21 protein-coding genes and 1 other annotated feature are annotated in these 20748 nt (G+C 46.0%); of the genes, 4 read left to right on the top strand and 17 right to left on the bottom strand.

Features of this window, described 5'->3' with window-relative positions:
* Positions 1 to 17 precede the first annotated feature (17 nt).
* Genes GLW00_RS07150 through GLW00_RS07140 form a run of 3 tightly spaced genes read right to left on the bottom strand, consistent with a single transcriptional unit; the run spans position 18 to position 2345 of the window.
* Complete coding sequence (locus GLW00_RS07150; RefSeq protein WP_335808451.1) at positions 18 to 485, bottom strand: thioesterase family protein; 468 nt, start codon at positions 483 to 485, stop codon at positions 18 to 20.
* A 13-nt stretch (positions 486 to 498) separates the two neighbouring features.
* The gene (locus GLW00_RS07145; RefSeq protein WP_160912603.1) at positions 499 to 1452 is read right to left on the bottom strand and encodes a 3-hydroxyacyl-CoA dehydrogenase NAD-binding domain-containing protein; all 954 of its coding nucleotides are present in this window, start codon (positions 1450 to 1452) and stop codon (positions 499 to 501) included.
* Between the two features lie 2 nt (positions 1453 to 1454).
* Entirely contained in the window at positions 1455 to 2345 is an 891-nt protein-coding gene (locus GLW00_RS07140) for a beta-keto acid cleavage family enzyme (RefSeq protein WP_160912601.1), read from the bottom strand.
* A gap of 365 nt (positions 2346 to 2710) precedes the next feature.
* On the opposite strand from GLW00_RS07140, the gene GLW00_RS07135 reads away from it, so the two are divergent.
* Both GLW00_RS07135 and GLW00_RS07130 read left to right on the top strand, forming a co-directional pair.
* Entirely contained in the window at positions 2711 to 4255 is a 1545-nt protein-coding gene (locus tag GLW00_RS07135; protein ID WP_160912599.1) for a BCCT family transporter, read from the top strand.
* Between the two features lie 13 nt (positions 4256 to 4268).
* Positions 4269 to 4673, top strand: coding sequence for a carboxymuconolactone decarboxylase family protein (locus GLW00_RS07130; RefSeq protein WP_326314673.1), 405 nt, complete (start codon positions 4269 to 4271; stop codon positions 4671 to 4673).
* Between the two features lie 49 nt (positions 4674 to 4722).
* Here the strand turns inward: GLW00_RS07130 and GLW00_RS07125 are convergent, their stop codons facing one another.
* The 6 genes from GLW00_RS07125 to GLW00_RS07100 all read right to left on the bottom strand — a co-directional run bounded on the left by GLW00_RS07125 (position 4723) and on the right by GLW00_RS07100 (position 9331).
* On the bottom strand, positions 4723 to 5265 hold the full coding sequence (locus tag GLW00_RS07125; RefSeq protein WP_160912595.1) for a TetR/AcrR family transcriptional regulator: 543 nt from the start codon (positions 5263 to 5265) through the stop codon (positions 4723 to 4725).
* Positions 5266 to 5516: 251 nt separating this feature from the next.
* On the bottom strand, positions 5517 to 5705 hold the full coding sequence (locus GLW00_RS07120) for a hypothetical protein (RefSeq protein WP_160912593.1): 189 nt from the start codon (positions 5703 to 5705) through the stop codon (positions 5517 to 5519).
* Positions 5706 to 5755: 50 nt separating this feature from the next.
* Positions 5756 to 6307, bottom strand: coding sequence for an AAA family ATPase (locus GLW00_RS07115; RefSeq protein WP_160912591.1), 552 nt, complete (start codon positions 6305 to 6307; stop codon positions 5756 to 5758).
* Positions 6300 to 6779 (bottom strand): VanZ family protein, encoded by a 480-nt coding sequence (locus GLW00_RS07110; protein WP_160912589.1) that lies wholly within the window; start codon positions 6777 to 6779, stop codon positions 6300 to 6302. The genes GLW00_RS07115 and GLW00_RS07110 overlap by 8 nt, the downstream gene beginning before the upstream one ends.
* 122 nt (positions 6780 to 6901) lie before the next feature.
* Positions 6902 to 8113, bottom strand: coding sequence for an MFS transporter (locus GLW00_RS07105; protein ID WP_160912587.1), 1212 nt, complete (start codon positions 8111 to 8113; stop codon positions 6902 to 6904).
* A 63-nt stretch (positions 8114 to 8176) separates the two neighbouring features.
* Positions 8177 to 8422: a binding site (T-box leader), on the bottom strand.
* A gap of 48 nt (positions 8423 to 8470) precedes the next feature.
* Positions 8471 to 9331: an SDR family oxidoreductase gene (locus GLW00_RS07100; protein WP_160912585.1), complete on the bottom strand. Its 861-nt coding sequence runs from the start codon at positions 9329 to 9331 to the stop codon at positions 8471 to 8473.
* A 176-nt stretch (positions 9332 to 9507) separates the two neighbouring features.
* On the opposite strand from GLW00_RS07100, the gene GLW00_RS07095 reads away from it, so the two are divergent.
* Entirely contained in the window at positions 9508 to 10206 is a 699-nt protein-coding gene (locus tag GLW00_RS07095; protein ID WP_160912583.1) for a YetF domain-containing protein, read from the top strand.
* A 123-nt stretch (positions 10207 to 10329) separates the two neighbouring features.
* On the opposite strand, the gene GLW00_RS07090 is transcribed toward GLW00_RS07095, so the two are convergent.
* Positions 10330 to 11691, bottom strand: a complete 1362-nt coding sequence (locus GLW00_RS07090; protein ID WP_160912581.1) for a DUF2254 domain-containing protein — start codon at positions 11689 to 11691, stop codon at positions 10330 to 10332.
* Between the two features lie 448 nt (positions 11692 to 12139).
* Between GLW00_RS07090 and GLW00_RS07085 the strand changes: the two genes are divergently transcribed.
* Positions 12140 to 13009, top strand: a complete 870-nt coding sequence (locus tag GLW00_RS07085; protein WP_160912579.1) for a DMT family transporter — start codon at positions 12140 to 12142, stop codon at positions 13007 to 13009.
* Positions 13010 to 13084: 75 nt separating this feature from the next.
* On the opposite strand, the gene GLW00_RS07080 is transcribed toward GLW00_RS07085, so the two are convergent.
* The 7 genes from GLW00_RS07080 to GLW00_RS07050 all read right to left on the bottom strand — a co-directional run bounded on the left by GLW00_RS07080 (position 13085) and on the right by GLW00_RS07050 (position 20517).
* Positions 13085 to 13438: a DUF2200 domain-containing protein gene (locus GLW00_RS07080; protein WP_160912577.1), complete on the bottom strand. Its 354-nt coding sequence runs from the start codon at positions 13436 to 13438 to the stop codon at positions 13085 to 13087.
* A gap of 60 nt (positions 13439 to 13498) precedes the next feature.
* Positions 13499 to 16669, bottom strand: a complete 3171-nt coding sequence (locus tag GLW00_RS07075) for a hypothetical protein (RefSeq protein WP_160912575.1) — start codon at positions 16667 to 16669, stop codon at positions 13499 to 13501.
* Between the two features lie 259 nt (positions 16670 to 16928).
* On the bottom strand, positions 16929 to 17765 hold the full coding sequence (locus GLW00_RS07070) for an STAS domain-containing protein (RefSeq protein ID WP_160912573.1): 837 nt from the start codon (positions 17763 to 17765) through the stop codon (positions 16929 to 16931).
* Positions 17766 to 17898: 133 nt separating this feature from the next.
* Positions 17899 to 18135 carry a hypothetical protein gene (locus GLW00_RS07065; protein WP_160912571.1) on the bottom strand — a complete coding sequence of 79 codons (237 nt, stop codon included), beginning with the start codon at positions 18133 to 18135 and terminating at the stop codon, positions 17899 to 17901.
* 64 nt (positions 18136 to 18199) lie between these two features.
* Positions 18200 to 18469, bottom strand: a complete 270-nt coding sequence (locus GLW00_RS07060; RefSeq protein ID WP_160912569.1) for a hypothetical protein — start codon at positions 18467 to 18469, stop codon at positions 18200 to 18202.
* A gap of 190 nt (positions 18470 to 18659) precedes the next feature.
* On the bottom strand, positions 18660 to 19118 hold the full coding sequence (locus GLW00_RS07055; RefSeq protein WP_160913772.1) for a nucleoside deaminase: 459 nt from the start codon (positions 19116 to 19118) through the stop codon (positions 18660 to 18662).
* A 298-nt stretch (positions 19119 to 19416) separates the two neighbouring features.
* Positions 19417 to 20517 carry an NADH:flavin oxidoreductase gene (locus tag GLW00_RS07050; RefSeq protein WP_160912567.1) on the bottom strand — a complete coding sequence of 367 codons (1101 nt, stop codon included), beginning with the start codon at positions 20515 to 20517 and terminating at the stop codon, positions 19417 to 19419.
* Between the last annotated feature and the right edge of the window lie 231 nt (positions 20518 to 20748).

The following is a 20748-nucleotide window of genomic DNA, read 5'->3' as shown; positions in this document are numbered from 1 at the left end:
TACAGATAATCCCATATTCACTTCCTGCGAATACCGATCGTGCGGCCGACTTGTTTGGGTTGTTCTTGGTCGGACACTTTATCATACTCCGCTTTCACATTGTTAGCCACTTCTTCCGGCAAGGGTGCCGGTCGGCCTTCGTTCTGGTCGATGCCCATCAGCATCTCCTCAAGCGTTGCGACGACTTCCCCATCAGCATTATGCATCTCCAAAAACAGATGGATGCGCTTTGCGTCATAGTCCAGGACACGTGCAGATACATCAAAGGCTCCCCCTTCGTGCATCTCTTTCAAGTAACACGTATGCGTCTCCAGTGTAAAAACCGTGTATTGAAAATACTCGCGCCCTTTTTCATCAAGCCCGATCCAATCAATAAACGCATCGGTAGCAAGACTAAATGCACGATTATACTCCGCATCGTTCATATGCCCGTTATAATCGACCCACTCACTCGGAACAGTCTGTTTGTAAGAAAAGGATGACACAAAAATCCCTCCTTTACGCTTTTGTTTTTTCTGTTTCTTTCGGCCAGTATTCCTGGACAAGGTCATACAAACGGATCAGGAATTCATTTCGGTTCTGATCGAGTTCAGACATGCTCATGCCGTTCGACTGCTCTTCACAACCGGTCACGACTCTCTCGTAAAGCTCATCGGTCAGTTCCGGCGCCTCAAGCTTCGTCCACGGTTTTTTCAATGCCGGGCCGAACTGTTTCAGCATGTGGCGCATGCCGCCTTCTCCGCCAGCCAGATGGAAGGTAAGGAACGGTCCGTACTGCGCATAACGCATACCAGCCCCGTGTGTGAAGGCTTTGTCTACTTCTTCTGTCGTTGCAATGCCTTCATTCACGATATGGAGGGATTCTCTCCATATCGCTTCGATCAGACGATCAGCGATGTGTCCTTCAATCTCATGACGAACAAGCAGGACACTCATGTTCAAGCTTTCATAAAAAGCCTTCGCTTTGTCTACGTTCTCCGTCGTCGTCTGTTTTCCTGCCACGACTTCCACAAGCGGCAGAATATACACCGGGTGGAACGGGTGGGCAACGACAACGCGTTCCGGATGCTGCAAGTTCGCCTGCAGTTCAGATGGCATGATACCTGACGTACTGGATCCGATCAGGGCATCAGGTTTCGCATGCTGATCGATGTTCTTCAGGACCGTCTGCTTCAACTCTTCCACTTCCGGTACGTTTTCCTGAATAAAGTCCGCATCCTTCACGGCATCTGCCAAATCCTTTTCAAACGTCAAACGTTCTTTGGATGCACCTTCTGCAAGTCCCAGTGCTTCCACATACGGCCAAGACTGCTCGACCGCACGGCGCATGCGCTCTTCCGCTCCTTCTGCTGGATCTGTCGCGACGACGTCATACCCCTGTGCAAGCATGCGGGCGATCCAGCCGTTTCCTATAACTCCTGTGCCGACGACGGCTATTTTTTGTACAGTCATGATTACTTCCCTCCGCGTGGATTTCTAAGATTGTAATAGTCACGTGCTTCCTGCGGCGTCATTGGCTCAAGATCAAGGCCACGCAGCATCGTCACCGCTTTGTCGACAAGCTGTTCGTTTCTGGCCACCACACCTTTAGATAGGTAGATATTATCCTCAAGACCCACACGAACATTTCCGCCAAGCATCGCTGCTTGAGACGCCATCGGCATTTGCATACGACCGATGCCGAACGCGGACCAGTGCGCATTCTCTGGAATACGGTTCTTCATGTAAAGCATCGTTTCCGCATCGGCTGCTGCTCCCCACGGGATACCCAGACAGAATTGATACATCGGATCGCCGTCGATTAATCCTTCTTCCACCAATTGATTGGCAAAACGGATGTGCCCGGTATCGAAGCATTCAAGTTCCGGCTTAACACCACTTTCCTGAATCAATTTCGCTTGATCACGAAGCCAGTCGGTCGGGCTCATATAGATCATATTGCCGAAGTTCGTGCTTCCACAGTCAAGGGTGCACATTTCTGGTAAAAGTTCTCCCACCGGTTCATGGCGTTCTGCTGGCGTTTGGATATCGGTTCCATCGCCACCAGCGGCCGGTGTATTCAAACTCGGAATAAAATCACCGCCGCCTCCGGACGTGATGTTAATGATGACATCCGTTTCTGATTCACGGATGCGATCGACGATTTCACGATAGTGCTCCAAATTATGGCTGATGCCTCCTGTTTTTGGATCACGGGCATGGACGTGAGCAACCGTCGCTCCTGCTTTAGCCGATTCAATCGCAGATTCTGCAATCTCTTTCGGCGTTACAGGGACATGTGGATTTTTCTTCATTGTATCTCCCGCTCCTGTCACGGCAGATGTCAGCAATACTTTATTTTTCATTCCAAAGGTCCTCCTTTGAATTTGTTTGTTTAATCAACCTGCACAAACTATACCATCTGGACTGTTTAGTTTCAAATGCTTTTTATGAATTTTTCTTTAAAACCTTTTTATCTTCCCCTATAGGAGGGGCATCAACGAATCAATCATTGAAGCAATTTCTACTTTTCACAGTAGATGAACAGTCATCAAAGCACAAAACATACGAAAATCAGTGAAATATAACTTCCCACCCTATCATTCCTTGAATATGGCTTTATATTCTCCCATTTGCACCCTTGTCCAGGTTTTGAAACAAAACCGTCCAGATTGTACAGTTTAAAAAGTCACAGACGTAACAACCGCATTTGAATAAAGGAGGAATAGCCATGAAGAAACAACTCATGGATTGGAAAACGTTCGGAGGCGCACTCGCCTTATTACTATTCGTATCATTGCCTCTGATCATTTTCCCTGAACAAGGAAAAGAGATTGTGCTGGCGGCGAATGAAGTCGTCACACAACGATTAGGATTCTTATTTTTATCTGTCGGATTAATCATGCTGCTCTTCTTACTGTTTGTCGGAGTAAGCCGCTATGGAGATATCAAGCTCGGAGATGCCGAAACGAAGGCGGAATTCAAAACGAGCTCCTGGGCAGCGATGCTGTTCACAAGTGGAATCGGAACAGGGATTCTATATTGGGGCGTCATTGAATGGGCCTACTATTATCAAGGACCTCCCTTCGGCGTCGAAGCAGGTTCCAATGAAGCGATCCAGTGGGCATCGACATACGGATTCTTCCACTGGGGACCGATCGCGTGGGCGATGTTCGCCATCCCCGCTTTACCGATCGGCTACATGTTTTTCGTGAAGAAAACCGATGTGTTCAAAATCAGTGAAGCCTGTCGCCCTGTGCTCGGAAAATACACCGATGGCTGGGTCGGACGCCTTGTCGACATTCTGTTCATGTTCGGTCTGTTAGGTGGAGGCGGAACAGGCCTTGCGCTTTCCGCACCGATCATTTCTGCTGGACTGAACAACTTGATTGGTATTCCCGATACAATGACGACGAAATCGATCATTCTGCTGTTCTGCACGTTGATCTTCGGCTTGAGTGCTTATTCAGGCTTACAAAAAGGGATCCGCGTCCTCAGTGATATCAACTTGTGGCTCGCGTTCATCCTGTTGATTTTCATTTTCACTGTCGGACCGACGACATTCATTACAGAATCGACGACTTCTGCGCTCGGCCGGATGATGGACAACTTCTTCCTGATGAGCTTATGGTCTGAACCGTTCAATGACCTTGCCTCCTTCACCCGAACAGGATTCCCGGAGGGCTGGACCGTTTTCTACTGGGCATGGTGGATTGTCTATGCTCCCTTTGTCGGCCTGTTCATCGCCCGGATTTCCAAAGGTCGGACGATCCGTCAAGTCGTTTTCGGAACGATCTTATTCGGAAGTTTAGGGACGATCCTTTTCTTCGGAATCCTAGGAAACTACTCCATGTATCTCGAATTGAGTGGTCAATATCCAGTCATCGAAACCTTGAACCAGCAAGGAGCACCGGCGGCGATCATCGGCACGTTGACGGAACTGCCGCTCGCAACACTCGCGATTATCGTGTTCATTCTGCTCGCCACCATTTTCTTATCGACGACTTATGACTCCGGCTCGTATGTCATTGCATCCGTTGTACAAAAACACGTCGAAGGTGAACCACTGAAATGGAACCGCCTGTTCTGGGCATTGGCTTTATCGATTCTACCGATGATCTTCATGAACATGGGTGGACTGACAACCCTTCAGACAATCAGTATCGTCGGTGGTTTCCCACTTCTGATCATCCTGCCGATTCTCGGGTGGTCGTTCATTAAAATGGTCAACGAAGACCGCGCCAAAGAAGAAAAAGAAAACAAGAAAGCATCTTAAGAAAGGAAGACACATCATGACTACTCGCTATGAAAAAGGATTGGAAACCTTAAAATCCTATACAGATGAAGAAAAAGGCACCAACCATTTTGAACTGATGAAAGCGTTGGAGGATATCGCCCCGGATCTCGGAACATACATCATCGAATTTGCCTACGGCGATATTTACAACCGCGATCATTTGAGTAAACAATCCCGTGCCCTGACCGTGCTTTCAAGCCTTGTCACCCAAGGGTCCGGCAGCCTGCCGCAGCTCGAGCTTCACATCAATACCGCTCTAAATGCCGGGCTCTCGGAAAAAGAAATCATAGAATCGATGATGCAGCTGATTCCTTACGTCGGTTTTCCATCCGTCATCAATGCTCTTACCCAGGCAAGAAAAGTATTCCAGGAACGTACGGAAAAGGCCTACGCATAAGCTTTCTACAGAAAAAAATCACCAGCTCTTTCAGAAGAGCTGGTGATTTTTATTTCGGTTTATATGTTTGTTCGTTCAATCGTTCAAGCACCTGTTTTCTGAGCGTCGGCGGCAAATTTCCGAGCCCGAAAATCTCAGACAGCCATAACCCATCAACCGCAAGACGCAGGATCGTCGCATCGACCTGGTCGAGGCCGTCATGCTCGATATGGTTCTGCCAGTCGGCATATGTATCCTGCAGAGGTTTCAACAACTTGGGATTGATCCCTTGAGCGGCGAGCATCCCAGAACTAAGCGGACGGTTTTCCGTACTTTTATCGTGCATGACGTTAATGAACGACCGTGCCCATTTCCCTGTGTCCTCTTCATCGTTTTCTACTAATTCTTCCACATTCTCCCGGTAGACATCGTTCATGTACTGAACGAGACCTTCTACAAGCGCTTCTTTTGTGGAAAAGTGATACAACAGTCCGCCCTTGCTCACTTCTGCCCGTTTAGCGACAGCGTCCAGGGTGAGCGCATCGCTTCCCTTTTCCCGGACAATGAGTGCGGCTGCTTCCAAAATCTTTTGCCGTTTCGATACTCTTGCCATGTGCTTCCCTCATTTACGTTCATTTTTCTTCATGTTATCAGTATTCATGGGGGTTTTCAATTTGATTGAGCTCCCTATCATCTCAAGTAGACTTCATTTTATCAGAATTCCCCCGATGGGAGTAGATGATAATTCTAGGGATAACCCTAGGACTACACTTTTTTTCGATATTTCTGTTTGCTTACTATGAAAACGCAAAAGGTACACACCTGCTTTTTTCAGCGAGTGTGTACCTATAATAAATCCTGGACTCACGCGTGACTCTTCACATTCTCAAGAGCCATAAAATAATTGAGCACGAACTGACGCACTTCCCATTCCGGCACTTCCTTTACGCCATCCGTAAACACCGACTGATGATAAGAATAATTTCCGAAATGACTACGTTTCCCTGAAATAAGATCGGCCATCACTTTGTTCGTCTTCTCCATGTACTGCATGCCCATCATCCTTTCTATCACTAGCATAGCCAGAATACGAGATTCTTATACTAGGACGATAGAAGCTCCGCAACTTTTGCAAGCACACCGCTGATTTCTCCCTCTTCTTCAATGGTAAAAAAGTGATCCGCTTCCTCAACAGACGGGGACGATAGAAATAGCGATTCTTCCTGCTGACGTCGCAGTACCTCATCAAATGAAGAAACGGTGCGTAAAACGGATGGATCCCGCTTTGTTTCTCTTACACGTGTTTCAAGGATGGAGTCCGGCACATTAAAATATACAAGTATCGTAGAAAAGCCTTTCCTTTTAAAGTCTTCCAACAGCGCATTCCTTGCCTTTGCATTCCTGTTCGAATTACAAATGATGAGATGCAGATCTGTTTCTACAATCGCATGGTCGACAATCATTTTCGTCATGCTGTGTTTGATCGTATTCGGACCATCTCCAGGGACGAGCCTGGAATAATGGGTATTCAAAAACGCTGCATGATTATCCTGGTCAATCACTATCGAGTTCTTCACCTTTTCCTCAAGCATTCCCGCAAATGTCGACTTTCCGCTGTGCGTCATCCCGACAGTCATCACGACAAATCTATTCACCGCGTCTCTCACCTACCCATTGTTGGATGACAGATGTATTCCACACAAGGAAACCAAGCCAGGCACCCAAAAGATTCAAAATAAAATCGTCGATATCAAAACTCCCTCTCTGCGTCAGTAATTGCGTGACTTCAGCTGTGAGGATGATCAATACGAAGGCAAGCAGGTAGGCACTCATCCGTCTCAATTTTCCAAACAAAGAAGGCAGGAAAATGCCCATCGGGATGAATACCAGCACATTCCCAAGCAGATTTTTTACAGCCGTCCACGTATTCATCGTCCCATTCTCCCAAGCTGTTATATAATTCCCGATGGTTTTGAACGGAACCAGATTGGAACGGTTTTGTATATATTCCACTAGACTCATAGACATCCCCGCCGACCCACGCGATTGAAAAAACATGTAAAACGTGAGAAACAGAAGATAGCCGATAAAACCTATACTCATGATGATTCGTTGAACCTTTGACATAAGAACCTCCACCAACTTTTTCATCTATATATTCCCTATCCTTACCCAAGAGTGGTGACAAATCAAACCCTACCGCTGACTGGGTCATGAAAATGTAACCATCCTTCATCAAAAACCGTGAGCTACACCGCTGCCTCATCCACTTCCTTCTCCTTCCCCTGCCGATTGACAAAAGCGATCCCTAACGTTACTAAAAGCATCATCCAGGACCCTCCTACAACCGCCGCTTTGACCGAAACCCATTCAGCTGCAGCTCCAATAGTGATGGTCGCAAGGATGACGAGCACACTTTCCAGTAAACCGAACACGCTCGTCACCCTGCCCATCACTCCAACAGGGATAGACTCCTGATAGAAGGTGTGAAAGCCGGTATTTGCAAAGGCAAGTGCGAACGACAGCAGAAAGAACCCGAGCGCCGCTCCTGAAAAATCCACCGAACATGCGTAAATCAAATAGCCACAGGCTACAAACAAACCACCGCCAGTGAGAAGCAGCCTCGTGGATAAATCTTTGCCGACACACGTAACGACCAGGGCCCCTACGGCAATTCCCGCACCTGCAATACTCACCAGAAAACCATACGCCGTGTCCGTAAGCCCGAGCACTTCTTTGGAAAAAGCGGCTTCCAATGAGTCGAGCGCCGCTGTCATGACCATCATCAGTCCGAATAGAAAATAAACTGTCATGATGAAGATGTGCTGTTTCGCAAACGTCCGCACAACGTTCCAATCTTTCCTGAGCAAGGCCACCGACCATGCTTCCTTTCCTGCTCCTGTTTCTTTTTCCAAACGGGGAAGCCATAGAGTAATTATTCCAGAAAGGAAAAATGTACAGGCATTAAAGTAAATCGCCAGTTCGGGCGTTCCGATGATAAACAACACGCCTGCCATCGCAGGTCCGATCAGAAATCCTCCCGAATCAATCAAACTTCTCAGTGCGTTGAATCGTTTCCGCTTCTCTCTCGGAATCAACTTGGTTACATACGTCATTGATGCAGGCTCGAAAACAGCACCCGCCATGTTCACAATCAAGACAAGCCCATACATCGCTGGAAGTGAGGACATAGCAGGGAGAAAAACGAGTAAGATAGCCCTGAACACATCAAGACCAATCATTAGATTCCGCTGATCCACCCTGTCCACGAAAGATCCTGCCCATACGTTTGTTAGAAGCGCAGCCACCGGCTTCAGCAAGTACAAAACAGCGACAGCCAGTGGCGAACCTGTCATTTCAAGCACGATAAGATTCAACGCAATCAAATAAATCCAATCTCCGATATTCGATAAGCCGATCCCTGATAATAATAGAAACGGATACTTCCACGAACGAAACATGATTCCCCCTCCTTAGAGATCATTTCAGAGCAATAAAAAACCTCGCCCCCAAGACATGTAGGTCTTGGGGGCGAGGTCTGTTTCATCCGCGGTGCCACCCCAGTTTTATGAATGTGTCGCCACACCCAGCTCAACAGGTACGCTTCATACCCTGTCTCTGTAACGGGAGCACCCGTCTCATGATCCCCCATCAGGTTCCCATGAGAAGCTCAGAGGTTTGGTTCAATAAGGGAAGTCCTGCTCCTTTTCAGCACCCGGAGCTCTCTGGAAAGACTTCTGCTTATCTACTCTTCTCTTCATTGCCGCTTTCATTTCTCTATACTATGCAAGAATGAACGCTATTTGTAAAGCGTTTACTCAATCATTTTCATCCGTCAGCCATTTCTCCTGATAATCTTTGACATACTGCTCCAATGGTATAGGCTTCGAGTTTGTGATCTTTTCGAAATCAGCGGTGACGCCTTTCGCTAATCCAAGTTTCGTTGGAAAATGAATCCCGACCACTACGTTCACAAAGTCCTCTTTTTCGCCCTTGTTTACCATGTAAGACTTGAATTCTTTTACCGAAGGGTTGGCATATTCGATTCTTTCTCCCAGTACCGCCGTCATAATCTCAGCGACCTCATAAAAATCCAAGGCTTTCTCACCGGTAATGACGGGACGCGTATACCTGAATTCATCAGGATTTAAAAAAGCCTGTATGGCCACCTCTGCAAGATCCCGGGTGTCCACGAAGCTGGTTTTCCCTTTCCCCGCCGGCACAAATATCCTTTTGTTTTCTTTGATTTCCTGACCCAGGAAATCTTGCAGATTCTGCATGAAGTAACCGGCCCTGATGAAGGTGTAGGGAACGCCTAGTTTTTTTATTAACTTCTCGTTTTTAAAATGATGAATGAACGGCAGGTATTGGACATCCTTAACAGAGAGATAGACGATGTGTTGGACACCCCTTTCCTTGATGACTTTCAGGAATTCACGAAACTCCATTTTGTCTCCCGGAGGGTAAATAAGAAAAACCTGTTCAATCCCTTCCAGCGCAGCAGCAAAAGTCTCAGGGTTGGAGAAATCCAGTTCTACGAAGGAAAATTCATCTCCAAACCGCTTCACCGCTTTTTCAACGTTCCTTACCCCACACGTAAAGGAAAAGTTTTGTTCTTTCAACTTTCTTGCGACTTCCTTCCCTACTTTTCCGTTAAAACCAGTAACAAGTACACTCAATTGAATACCCCTCCCCTTAGCTCCCCATTAATGACCTGCCTAAAACCGTAACGACTACATCAGATTATACTCCTTTTTCTTTTCCCGGGGAGGATGAACTTATTCCATCGCAAGGGATAAAATAACTCCAACTTCAAAGAATATGGAAGATTTCCTATTCAAAGGAGCGTGTTGAAGTGTCCATCAGTGTATTATTGACCCGCCTTGCCATCGCTTTTTTCACCTTACTTATTCTTACAAGGCTTATGGGAAGAAAAGAAATCTCCCAAATGACCTTCTTTAATTTCGTTTCCGCCATTTCCATCGGCACACTGGGCGCTTCCCTTGCTATTGATCCTACATTGAGTGTGAGGAACGGACTTATTGCTCTCGCCGTATGGAGTGCCTTCACCATTCTCATGGGTCTTCTCGATATTAAGTCGAGAAACGTACGTAAAAAGGTGGAAGGGGAGCCAATCATCATCATTCGTAACGGAAAGATACTGGAAAATGAAATGAAGAAGACCCGCCTTGATACAGATGAATTGAACTTACTCCTGAGAAAAAAGAATGTCTTTTCTGTAGGAGACGTTGATTATGCCATCTTCGAAACGGACGGGACCCTATCTGTACTAAAAAAACAAGGAAAACGTCCCGCCACCAAAGAAGATGTTCACACTCCATACCAAACCATGCAGGCAAGCCCCGCCTCTTCGATTGTCATTCAGGATGGAAAGGTGAACCATAACAATTTGGAAAGTCTGCAATGGAGCCTGGATAAACTGGAAGAAAAGCTTTCCGCCAATGGATTAAACGCCTTAGAGGATGTCTTTTATGCTGAGGTTAAAGAAGATGGATCGCTTTATATAGACACCTACAATGATGAAGTCCATTAACGGGTTGATGCTGGGATCAAGGCTCCAAGTCCCCTCCTTCATATGTATTAAGAAAAGTAAAATAAGAAGCTGGCATCTATAGATGTCAGCTTCTTTCTTTCGCACTATTTTCAGATCCATTCATTAAAGAGAAGCAGATTCTTCCGTGGCACTCTTCGAACTGACCCGCTTCAGCATATATTCAAGAAGGAAAAGGTAATCCTTCTCATGACCCGTCTGTTTAGCGAGCTCCGATAATTGCTCCAACATGTACAGGCAGTCATTTTCATACATACTATCGTTATCGAAACCTAAGATCGTCTGTCTTGCGAATTCCCATAAATCGTTGTGGTACCCTTCATCCACCGATTTACTCAACACTTTGATCATCGTTAACAGCTCTGTCATCACGGCGGAATTCTGGTCCGCATATTCCCTTATGGAGGCGAAGCCCTTATGAAGGTAATAGCGAAAATCTTTTCGATTCAGAATCACACGAAGCTTCTCTTCCTCATCAAACAGGTAGGGAGAGAAATCGGTAGACTGTCCGATGCTTTTCAGCAAATCGGCAATCTGATGAATGGTGTTCGTAACCGTAAGCGGATCATTATGTCCTAAGGCTTTGATCGCTACCTCCGCAAGCTTGATGAGACCATACTCCAAGTCTTGAATCTCTGTCTGCTTGACTCCGATTTCAATAGACTTGTAGTAGGTGTCGGGATTGACGGTTTTTCCACTTTCCCAATACGTGAGCAGCGGGGTTCCTTCTAAAACAAACTCTCCGATTCTGACATCGAACCGAAGGAGGATGTCGTCACTTTCCGCCTGCTTAATCAACCGGGAAAAATCGGCAACTTGAAGATAACCGGATTGGCGGGTCTTAATGACTTTCCCTTCAGATTCATGAGGAAGGTCTTCCACCACGATCTCCTTCTCCATGTGATAAGGTTTTAATTCCTTTTCGAGTGAATGCTGCACCTGCTTCGACTTGGCATTCATATTGAAACTGATGTTATGGACCTGCATCCATGTCGTAGTGTGGTTGATAAAATATATGAACGTCACGGCAGCGGTAATCGCTGTGAGAATGGATAAAACCGGTGTCGCGACAATATACTCCTCTTCTTCATGCGTCACGTATAAGAAGTTAAGCAGCACATAAATAAAACTCCCATTAAAAATACCAAGCACATGCTGGGTCGCCCGGTCACTGACAAAGTTCACAAGCATTTTGGACGAAAACTGACCACTGAACGTCGTCAGCGCAACAAGCAGGGAGTTAATCGTAAAGGCACTCAATGTCAGCACACCTCCGACAAGTGCACTCAGAAGCACTTGGAGCGTCTGGCCGCTGAAACCGATGGCGGGCGGCAGGTACAAACCGACATCCACCACATAATCAAGATAAAACGTGAAGGCGGACAACCCGACCGCACCCACGATGTACCAGAAAGGCATAAACCATAGTGTGGATTTCAATTCACTTTTACGCTGGCGTTTTGACATCTTAAAATATTTCTTTATATAGTAGAAGATCCCCATATGAACCCCATTCTTTTCTTAAGACTTTTGAATACTCCTAATTCCTACCCTGTAAAGAAGGAGAGTGAACCTGTTTTTTATATTTTTATCGAAAATTAGGGAGAAGTATCGAATCTTTCATGGGCTTTTAACCCGGTCCTCAGGGAATCCTCGATTAAATAGCAAAAGTCCCCACCATTTCCCCAAGCAGAATTTCTCATTTATCCCATTTGGAGACGGAATGTTCCATTCCACACAAAATGGTCCATGTTTAATAATTAGAAATATAAGGAAAAACCGTTAACACATTTCCAAAAACTATTGTGAAATAGCTTTAAAAAATCGGCCGCCTCTTTCGGTACTTGTGTCAATCTAAGGGAACTTACAGCGAACGGAACAATGGCATCATTACTCAAACCTTAGGAGGCAAATAGTGAGATATGCAGGAGTAGGATTAGTGATGCTCGCCGCGATCGGATGGGGCATCAGTGGAGGAATTGCTGATATTCTAATGGAAAAAGGCTGGGACCCGGTGGTCATTTCCTTTTACCGAGGCGCGGTTGGATTCCTTTGTTTTCTGGGATGGCTGCTTACAAACGGAAAACAAAACTGGACTTTTTCAAGACGCTTATACTTGTGGGCAACTTTGGCTGGTTTAGGTGTGGCGGGGAATTTCACTTCTTATTTCTTAAGTATCGAAGCTTCAAGCATAGCCGTGGCCGCTACTTTGATGTACACCGCTCCGGTATTCGTGCTTCTGATTTCCTTTTTACTAGGAATTGAACGTTCAAGCTGGTTGAAATGGGGATGCATTCTTGGTGTCCTCTTAGGGATCGTGCTGCTCACAGGGGCCAATAACCCTACTTCGGTTTCTGTCAGTTTTCTAGGGGCGGCAGGGGGCCTTGGTGCTGGGCTCTCCTATGCATTGTTCATCTTCGGTTTTAAAAAAGCCGCTTTGCTCGGAAAGCCGCAGACCATCTCAACCATCGCCTTTTTCGCATTCTGTGTCATCCTCTTCCTCTTGAGCGACAGGCATGAATTGGCTGATGTGTTGAGCTCAAGCGACATCGGGTGGTTTATTCTGCTGGGACTCGTCGGGGCTGGGATCTCCTTTATTTTTTATGTAATCGGGATACGGAAGACAGCTCCGTCAACCGCATCTATGGTCGCTATGATCGAACCCGTGACCGCTTCCTTATTCGGTCTTCTTCTTCTTGGAGATTCCCTTGGTGCTGTTCAATTCATTGGGATGGGTCTGATTCTGTTTACGATCACGTTCCTTAGTGTGAAGCAGTCGGACTGATGAAATTCTATCTTTGCGTGCTTGGCTATAAAAAAATCCCGCTCCTAGTCATAGGAGCGGGATTTTGTATTTGGATCAGGGTTTACGCAGAATCTTCTCCATCGCTTTCCCTTTGGCCAGCTCATCAATCATTTTATCCAAATAACGGATTTCCTGCATCAATGGCTCTTCAATCTCTTCCACACGAACGCCACAGATAACGCCTTTGATCATCGTCCGTGAAGGGTTCATCTCAGGAGCTTCCGCAAAGAAGGTTTCAAAGTCTGTCTTCTTTTCTAATATCTCCTCTACCTGCACCTGGTTATACCCTGTTAACCAGCGGATAATTTCATCGACTTCTTCTTTCGTACGCCCCTTTTTTTCCGCCTTGTTGACATAATGGGGATAGACACTAGCAAAACTCATCGTATAAATCTTATGTTTAGCCATGATTCACCCTGCCCTTCCTGATCTATGGTTTAAAGTATATCACGTCCAAATTTCTCAGGGTCATTCGACCGTAGAAAAGATATCTTTTATGATTGGATAAGACTTCTTCAACCGTTCTTCATGCAGAGGAAGGTCCCAGTTCTCCCACGTATAGCGGGCAGGCTGATCAAACCCGAACGACTCGACGACTTTTCCTTTTTCCGTAACAGCTGCTGTGATATTCAGTCCATCAATCGTGATCGATGATCCCAAGCCTCCTTCATCCAGATCTCCGATAAATTCCTTCTGACTAGGGTCTTTTGCATTCAACATCATCCATGGAAGGCGGAGTTCCAAAATCCCTGTTTTCGCGGAGTAATAATAATCGGCGAGAGAATCATAGTTTTCCGATTCAGGATTTCCGATTCCATAGCGCAGGACGCCTGTCTCGTAAGAATCAAAAGGAAACTCTTCCCCGGTATCCGGGCGGACGAGCCCTTTATTGAGTGCAAGACGGATAGGGTGGAAGTCTTCGTCCTTATAGGGATCCTCGGTCATCTCTTTTTCCTGGACATATTGATAGTGGAACACATCATAGTCACGTGCAACTTCGATCTTCGCGTCTTCTTCCCCTGGAATCGTCACACGGAAATCTGAAACGAGGTTTTGATTCTCCAGCCCAATCCCTTTGTCAGGTCGCACGCTGATCTGAAATTGAATCTCTTTCTCTTTCCCAAAACCTTCAGGGTCGACTTCCGCTTTGAGATATAGATACCGTTCATCGTGATCCGCCATCACAGACTGCAGCTCCTCTTTTCCATCTTCATAAAGGGTGGCTCCTTCTTCCCAATCGTCCTCTCCATCGACTTTCACTTTCAAACGATCGAAGCTTAAGAGTCCGAACTGCTGTTCATTCGTCTGTGCATTCGACCAGTACGGTCTGCGGTCGGGATTGTCGTAATCCATCGTATTCCACGTCCGCTTGAACCACTCATCCTGCCAGCTGAATACAAGACCGCCAAGCAGCTCCTCCTGCAGAATATCCTCATACAGCCGTTTGACGATCTGCCCTTGTTCTTTTTCTGAAATGAAACCCTGATTCCAGCCAAACGGGTTTTCGTGTGTCTTTCCTCTTGAAGCCGGGATGCCGAATTCAGCGATCAAAATCGGGAGTTCGTGCGACTCATGCAGGTCTTTCAGGTAGCCTGCGTAGTTGTTCTTTTCACCACGGTGATCTTCGAATTCCGTATAGGACTCCTCAAGGTTGAGAAAATCCGGATAATACGGATAGACGTGATAGGAAGCGAACATGCCGACGGCTTCCGCCTTCCCTTTTGGAAAGATATGATTCGGATCGATGCTTGCGAGATCTTCCTGTTCTAAAGGTTCCGCCGGCTGACCAAGATTGTCTGTCGTCACCCAGTTGGTGAAACTCAACGGACGCATGCTTTGGTACTGGTCGATTTCATAAGTGGTGAGAACATCCATCTGTTCCGCAAGCCAGTATTCCATCGGACTTGCTTCTTCCGTCCTCGTATAGGTGCCCTCATAGTCACCAAGATCCGGGTAATCTTTTTCCATTTGATCGACCATATACGGATACCATTCAATCCCGATGATCCATCCAGCTACATAAGGCGAGATGTCCGTCGTATAAAGTCCGGACGCATGACCGGTCTGTGCCGGTATTTTAGCTTCGCCATGAATGACATCCACAATCTTCTTCATTTCTTTTTGAAATGCGTTTGTGATGTCTGCATCAAAAGCATCTTTCGTCTCCTCTAAAGGCCCTTCATCAATCCATACGCCATGAAACACATACAGAGGCTGTTCGGCCTCTGCATTGTATTCCGCCAACGCCTCATAGAAACCCGGCGGATGCAAGGTGTACACACGAATGGCATTCGCGTCCATTTCTCCTATCTGCTCAAACCAGCGCGCGTATTCTTCTTTATCAATCGCTGCTTCCCCGGGGAAGTAACCGGGTTTTCCCATCCCGATATTGACACCTTTAACCGTCATTGACTGCCATTCGTTGTCCTGAAAAACTTCGACTTTCTGATCATGGACACGAGAAGGATGGTGGGTATCTTCCGTCAATGCTTGAGGAACAGTCACAGGTTTTTCAGCCTCTTCCTTTGCCACAGCGGAAAGAATGCTTTCCATCATCGGTTGATAGGTGCTCCAAAAGAAGCTTTCTTCAGAGTTTGGTTGAAACTTCGCGACCCATTCCCTTACTTTTGCAAAACCCTTGTACTGATAGAACGAGGGGACATCCGCCAAATCTGCGAAATCCCCTGAGAAATAATAGCGATGGCCCCCCTGGTCCTCATAGTGAGTGACCGCCGGGAATGTAGAAGGTATTCCGTGCTCATCAAGCTTTCCTGACCCTTGCTCACTTGTTTGGATTTCATACTCCGCCAGCACTTCCGCTCCTTCTTCAGCCTCAAGGATATCGAACCAGTAAAGATAAGGCGTACTCTGGTGGAGATCGAACTGCTCTTTCCCTTTCTCAGTAAAGGTCGCAAGGATAGGAGCATCTTCCAAGTCTCCTTCTTCTAAAGACAAGACGAGAACCTCGCTCGTGAATTCATGGATAAGAACCACTCCTTCCCCTTCATACGTCCAGGGCTCTCCCTTTTCTTCCCATCTGGAAACGACCCAGCCCGGGACTTCCCTGCCTTCGGTCAAATCCTGAAAATAACGGCCGATCCAACCCTGCCAATCCACTTTCAGAAAGTCGGTCACATCGTTCCGTACCGCCTCACTTGTAGGGGAAGCGAAGCTGTTGAATTCCATGACCAGGTCCTTGCCGTTCGATTGGACCTGCTGCTTCATCTGCTGCCATTCACCCATGCTTAGTCCACCATGGATCAGGGAAGGTGCTCCGCCCTCCTTCGATTCCTCTGCCCATGGCACATCTTCTTCATATACTCCGTATGTATCGGCGATATAAATCAACTCCGTATTCCCGAGGTCTTCCGGAAGCGGTTTTTCTTCAATGACCTGCGCCTCTTCGTCAGGAACGAGACCGTAGTGACTCGCAGCTTCATAGGACTTGTCTTCATTGGTTGTGTATTTATTGTGATTCAGTAGCCACATCAGGCTTTTATGTTCACGAAAACTCTCATCGGGTACCGTTTTGTCAAGAACAGTCACATCCAGTGATCTGGATGGTGAAAACAGCCAAATCAAAGAGGGTAACGCTAAGACAAAAAGTACGCCCCCTACAATCCATAGATTTTTTTTCATAAGATCCCCCTCACCTACAGGAAAATGATACTAAGGTTATGTTCCCTGTTCATTATAATAGATAAGTAGAGGGATGAATATCCTTTGTGTTTTTTATCGTTGTGCGTAGGGGGACGGTTTTAATCATGCGTCTTCCCTCGGTTGTGCAAAATAAAAGTGTCTGACACCCGTTCCGTTCACCCTTTGGCATAACGAGGTTCAGACACTTTTATTTGTCACTTTCATCCATATTTTCAAAGAGACATCTTTTCATTCAACATTAAACGATAGATTCTTTGTCTAATAGTTGCAGCGATTCAATAGCCCTGTGGAGGCTGCTGAACGTATGAATGCCCTTCATATTAATGCCCAGGCTCACCATTGTCTGCACAATGTCAGGACGGATACCACTCATGATCCCCTTCACACCCGTAAGTTTTAACGAATTGATCACTTTAAATAATTGATGAGCGACCATCGTATCAATGATACTCACCCCGGATAAATCCAAGATGATCGTCTCAAGCTCATACTCTTCCCCTTGCTTCAAGGCATTCTCCATGAGGAGCTGCGCACGGTTCGTATCGATTTCTCCTACGATCGGAATGACACCAACCGTCTCTGTGACTCGAACGATCGGAACGGAGAGTTCATCCACTGCATAATTAGCGGTTTGTATAGTATTTTCAAAATCATCCATATAGGATTGACTCATGAATTGGACGGCCTGGTCAACCGCGTGATTAAACCGAGTGAGGATATCATAAAAATCGTCAAAGGATAGATCCTGTTCTTTAGCTTCCTGCTTAATGATTGCCCCAATGACTTCCCTATACTCACTTATTTCTACGAGTGCCAGATTCAAAGGCAGCCTTAATTCTACGAGCTGTCCTGAGACGCTGTCGCTCCACTTTTCAAGATTGGAAGTAGCCTCCTTGAAATCCTGACTTAAAGAATTGGCATAAGCTTCGATTAATTCCATTCTCCAGTCAATGAGCTGCTCTGACACTCCTTTTCCTATTTCATTAGGAATAGCAACGGCGCGGGCCAACTGTTCTTTCTGCTCAAGAATGGTCGTCGTTACGGGCGTCAATGTTCCTGATTTTGCAGTCGTCATTAGTCTTCCTCCTCAAAAATCTTCTCAATGATCGGGTAACATCCATTAATATATTACAATAATAAGATAGAATTATCGAGGGGTAACCAAGATGTTATAGGATAATAAAGGTCTTAAAGAGCTACTCACTCTCTTATTCACCCTTTACCTCCCTGCTGTTTTTTCTTCTCTTATTTAAAACATAAATCACATTGCCTCCGAGTAGTAACCCATAAACCACAAAATACACTATCATAAAAGTTAGATTCAGTTCACGTTCAACGATGAAAATGGATGTGAACGTTCCAATCAACGCCGCAAAAGCCATCACACTTAATCTCCACTCAGAATGTGCCAGGTTTTCCATGAAATTTTTCCACACTTTCTTCATATAGGAAAGTCCAGCGCATGTTTCCCTTTAGAATAGAAGAAAAGGATTCTCCTTAAACTCTCACCTAGTCCTTCTTCTCTTCTTTCTTCTTCAACGTAAATTTCATTCCGGCCTCTCCCGAAAAATCCACAAACAGCTTCGTCGCTCCTCCAGAGTCAAGCGCCCCAGTTACATGCAATTCAATCGTATCCAACTCAAATCCATCGAAAGAATTGACCAGATCCGTCAGTTCATCCGGGAGAAACTCTAAATATTTTTCGCTTGAGGTATCCGAGACCGACGCCTCTTTGTGTTGGTCCGGCAACATGAACGTAATCTTCTTTTCTTCACCCATCCCCACACCTCCTTCTCTTATGATACTTTCTATAACCTACACGAAAATCCTTTATTATGGCCCCTTTCTTTAACATGGTCTGTTAGGCAATAAGCTTTGAAAACCTGCATACCATTCATGTTTTTACTGATAAATCAAAAAGAACCCCGGGCATCTATCTTTTGCCCGGGGTTACGGATAGGAAGCTGCACTAACCAAACGTGTACCCATCGAATACCTTCAGACCTTCGTCGTTTAATACTTTTTCTACGACTACAGGCTTGAGTGGGCTTTTAGCAAATACCTCTTTACAGGAAATCATAATGTTATCCCCTGCGATGCTTGCTAATTGATCATGAGTCACACTATATACCATTTTACCAAGATTAGACCAAACCATGGCACCTGAACACATCACACAAGGTTCACAGCTGGTGTATAGGGTGTATTCATTCAAATCGAAAAGCTGGTTCTCTGAACAAAAATCTCGGATCAGCCCTATTTCTGCATGATATGTGGGGTCTGAGTGGGTATGTACTTTGTTCTCAGCCACTTTTACAATATCCTTGCCTTTTACCAGGATGGCGCCAAACGGTTCGTTTCCTTCTGCTCTCGACTTTGATGCTTGTTCAATAGCTATTTTCATGAAATACTCATCGTTGTATATCATTGAAGCACTCCGTTTCCTGTTGAAGTCTCTCTCATTATAGCGGATGAACAGCTCTCTTGCCATCTGGTTTCCAGGGGGCACACGACAGAGAGATTCCTCCTCAATGTCATGATTACTCCCGCTTGTTACCTACTCAAAATTAATGTGTTACTAAAATCAGTCCCTCCTTATCATCGTCTTTTATACTTTATGGAAAACAACGAAACTTTTGAATCGTCCAATCTCTTTAAAAGCTTCTTTTCTGTTTTCTTCATAAAATTAAAAACAGACGCCCTGAAATAGGACGCCTGTTCTAACTTTAATACAGTTTTTGCAGTGCTTCTTTATTAAATGCCAACAGATCGTCCGCTCTGCCCTCATGGACTTTCTTCACCCATTCAGGATCCATCAATAACGAACGGCCAATAGCCACAAGATCGAACTCCTCACGATCAAGCTTCTCCACTAAACCGTCAAGACTTGTTGTACCGGCACCTGAGAAGTCTGTGAAGACACCATCAAGACCTACAGAACCTACGGAAATAACGGGCTTACCTGAAAGCTTCTTCGTCCAGCCGGCAAGGTTTAAGTCAGAACCTTCAAATTCAGACTCCCAGAACCTGCGCGTAGAGCAGTGGAACAGATCCACGCCTGCTTCTACAAGTGGCTGTAAGAAACGTTCCAGCTCCTCAGGTGTGTGAACCAATTTCGCCTGGAAGTCATTCATCTTCCATTGGGAGAAACGGAAAATGATCGGAAAATCTTCTCCGACTTCACGACGGCATGCTTCAACGATCTCTACGGCAAACTGCGTGCGCTCGACGAAATCGCCGCCATAACGGTCGGTACGCTTATTGGTGTTTTCCCAGAAGAACTGGTCGATCAAGTACCCATGAGCCCCGTGAATTTCAATCGCATCAAAGCCAAGGCGCTTCGCATCCGCGGCTGCTTTGGCATAGGATTTCACCAATGCCTCTACTTCTTCTGTCGTTAATGGTTCGGTCACTTGCTCTCCATCCAGGCTCAGACCTGATGGACCTACAGGCATGGTCTCCTCATTCGGAAGGTCGCCTTTGCTGCGAGTCATTCCTACGTGCCACAGCTGCGGAGCAATTTTACCGCCGGCCTCATGTACTTGCTTCACAACATCGGCCCAGCCATTCAGCGCCTTTTCTCCGTGAAACACAGGAATATTCGCGCCAGAGACGGAAGCTGGATGATCGATTCCTGTCCCTTCTGTAATAATCAACCCGACTTCATTTTCTGCACGTCTGCGGTAATACGCAGCCACTTCCTCATTAGGAATGTTGCCGGGAGAAAATCCACGTGTCATCGGGGCCATCACGGTCCGGTTCGGAAGATTTAATTTATCACTCGTAAATGTTTCGAATAAAGGTTTTGTTGTTGTTTGGTTTGTCATTGATCTGCCTCCTTTTGTAACGGTATTTTTCATTATTACAGATAAAAAATGAGAACGAAAGCAATCTGTTTCTACCCGGCACATCCATTCCTGCACAGGAGAGGCGGTAAAAGAGAAGTCCTCCCTCCATTACATAATTGGTCCTCATCGGCTCTGTACCCATGGACGATGACCTTACTTTGATTACAAGTAAATACAAAAAGGAACCTCCGCATCGGAAGTTCCTTTTTC

This window comes from Halobacillus litoralis (assembly GCF_009856445.1).
In the GTDB taxonomy this organism is placed as follows: Bacteria; Bacillota; Bacilli; order Bacillales; family Halobacillaceae; genus Halobacillus; species Halobacillus litoralis.
Note: the sequence above shows the minus strand (reverse complement) of the source record. Positions and strands in the feature narration are given on the sequence as shown.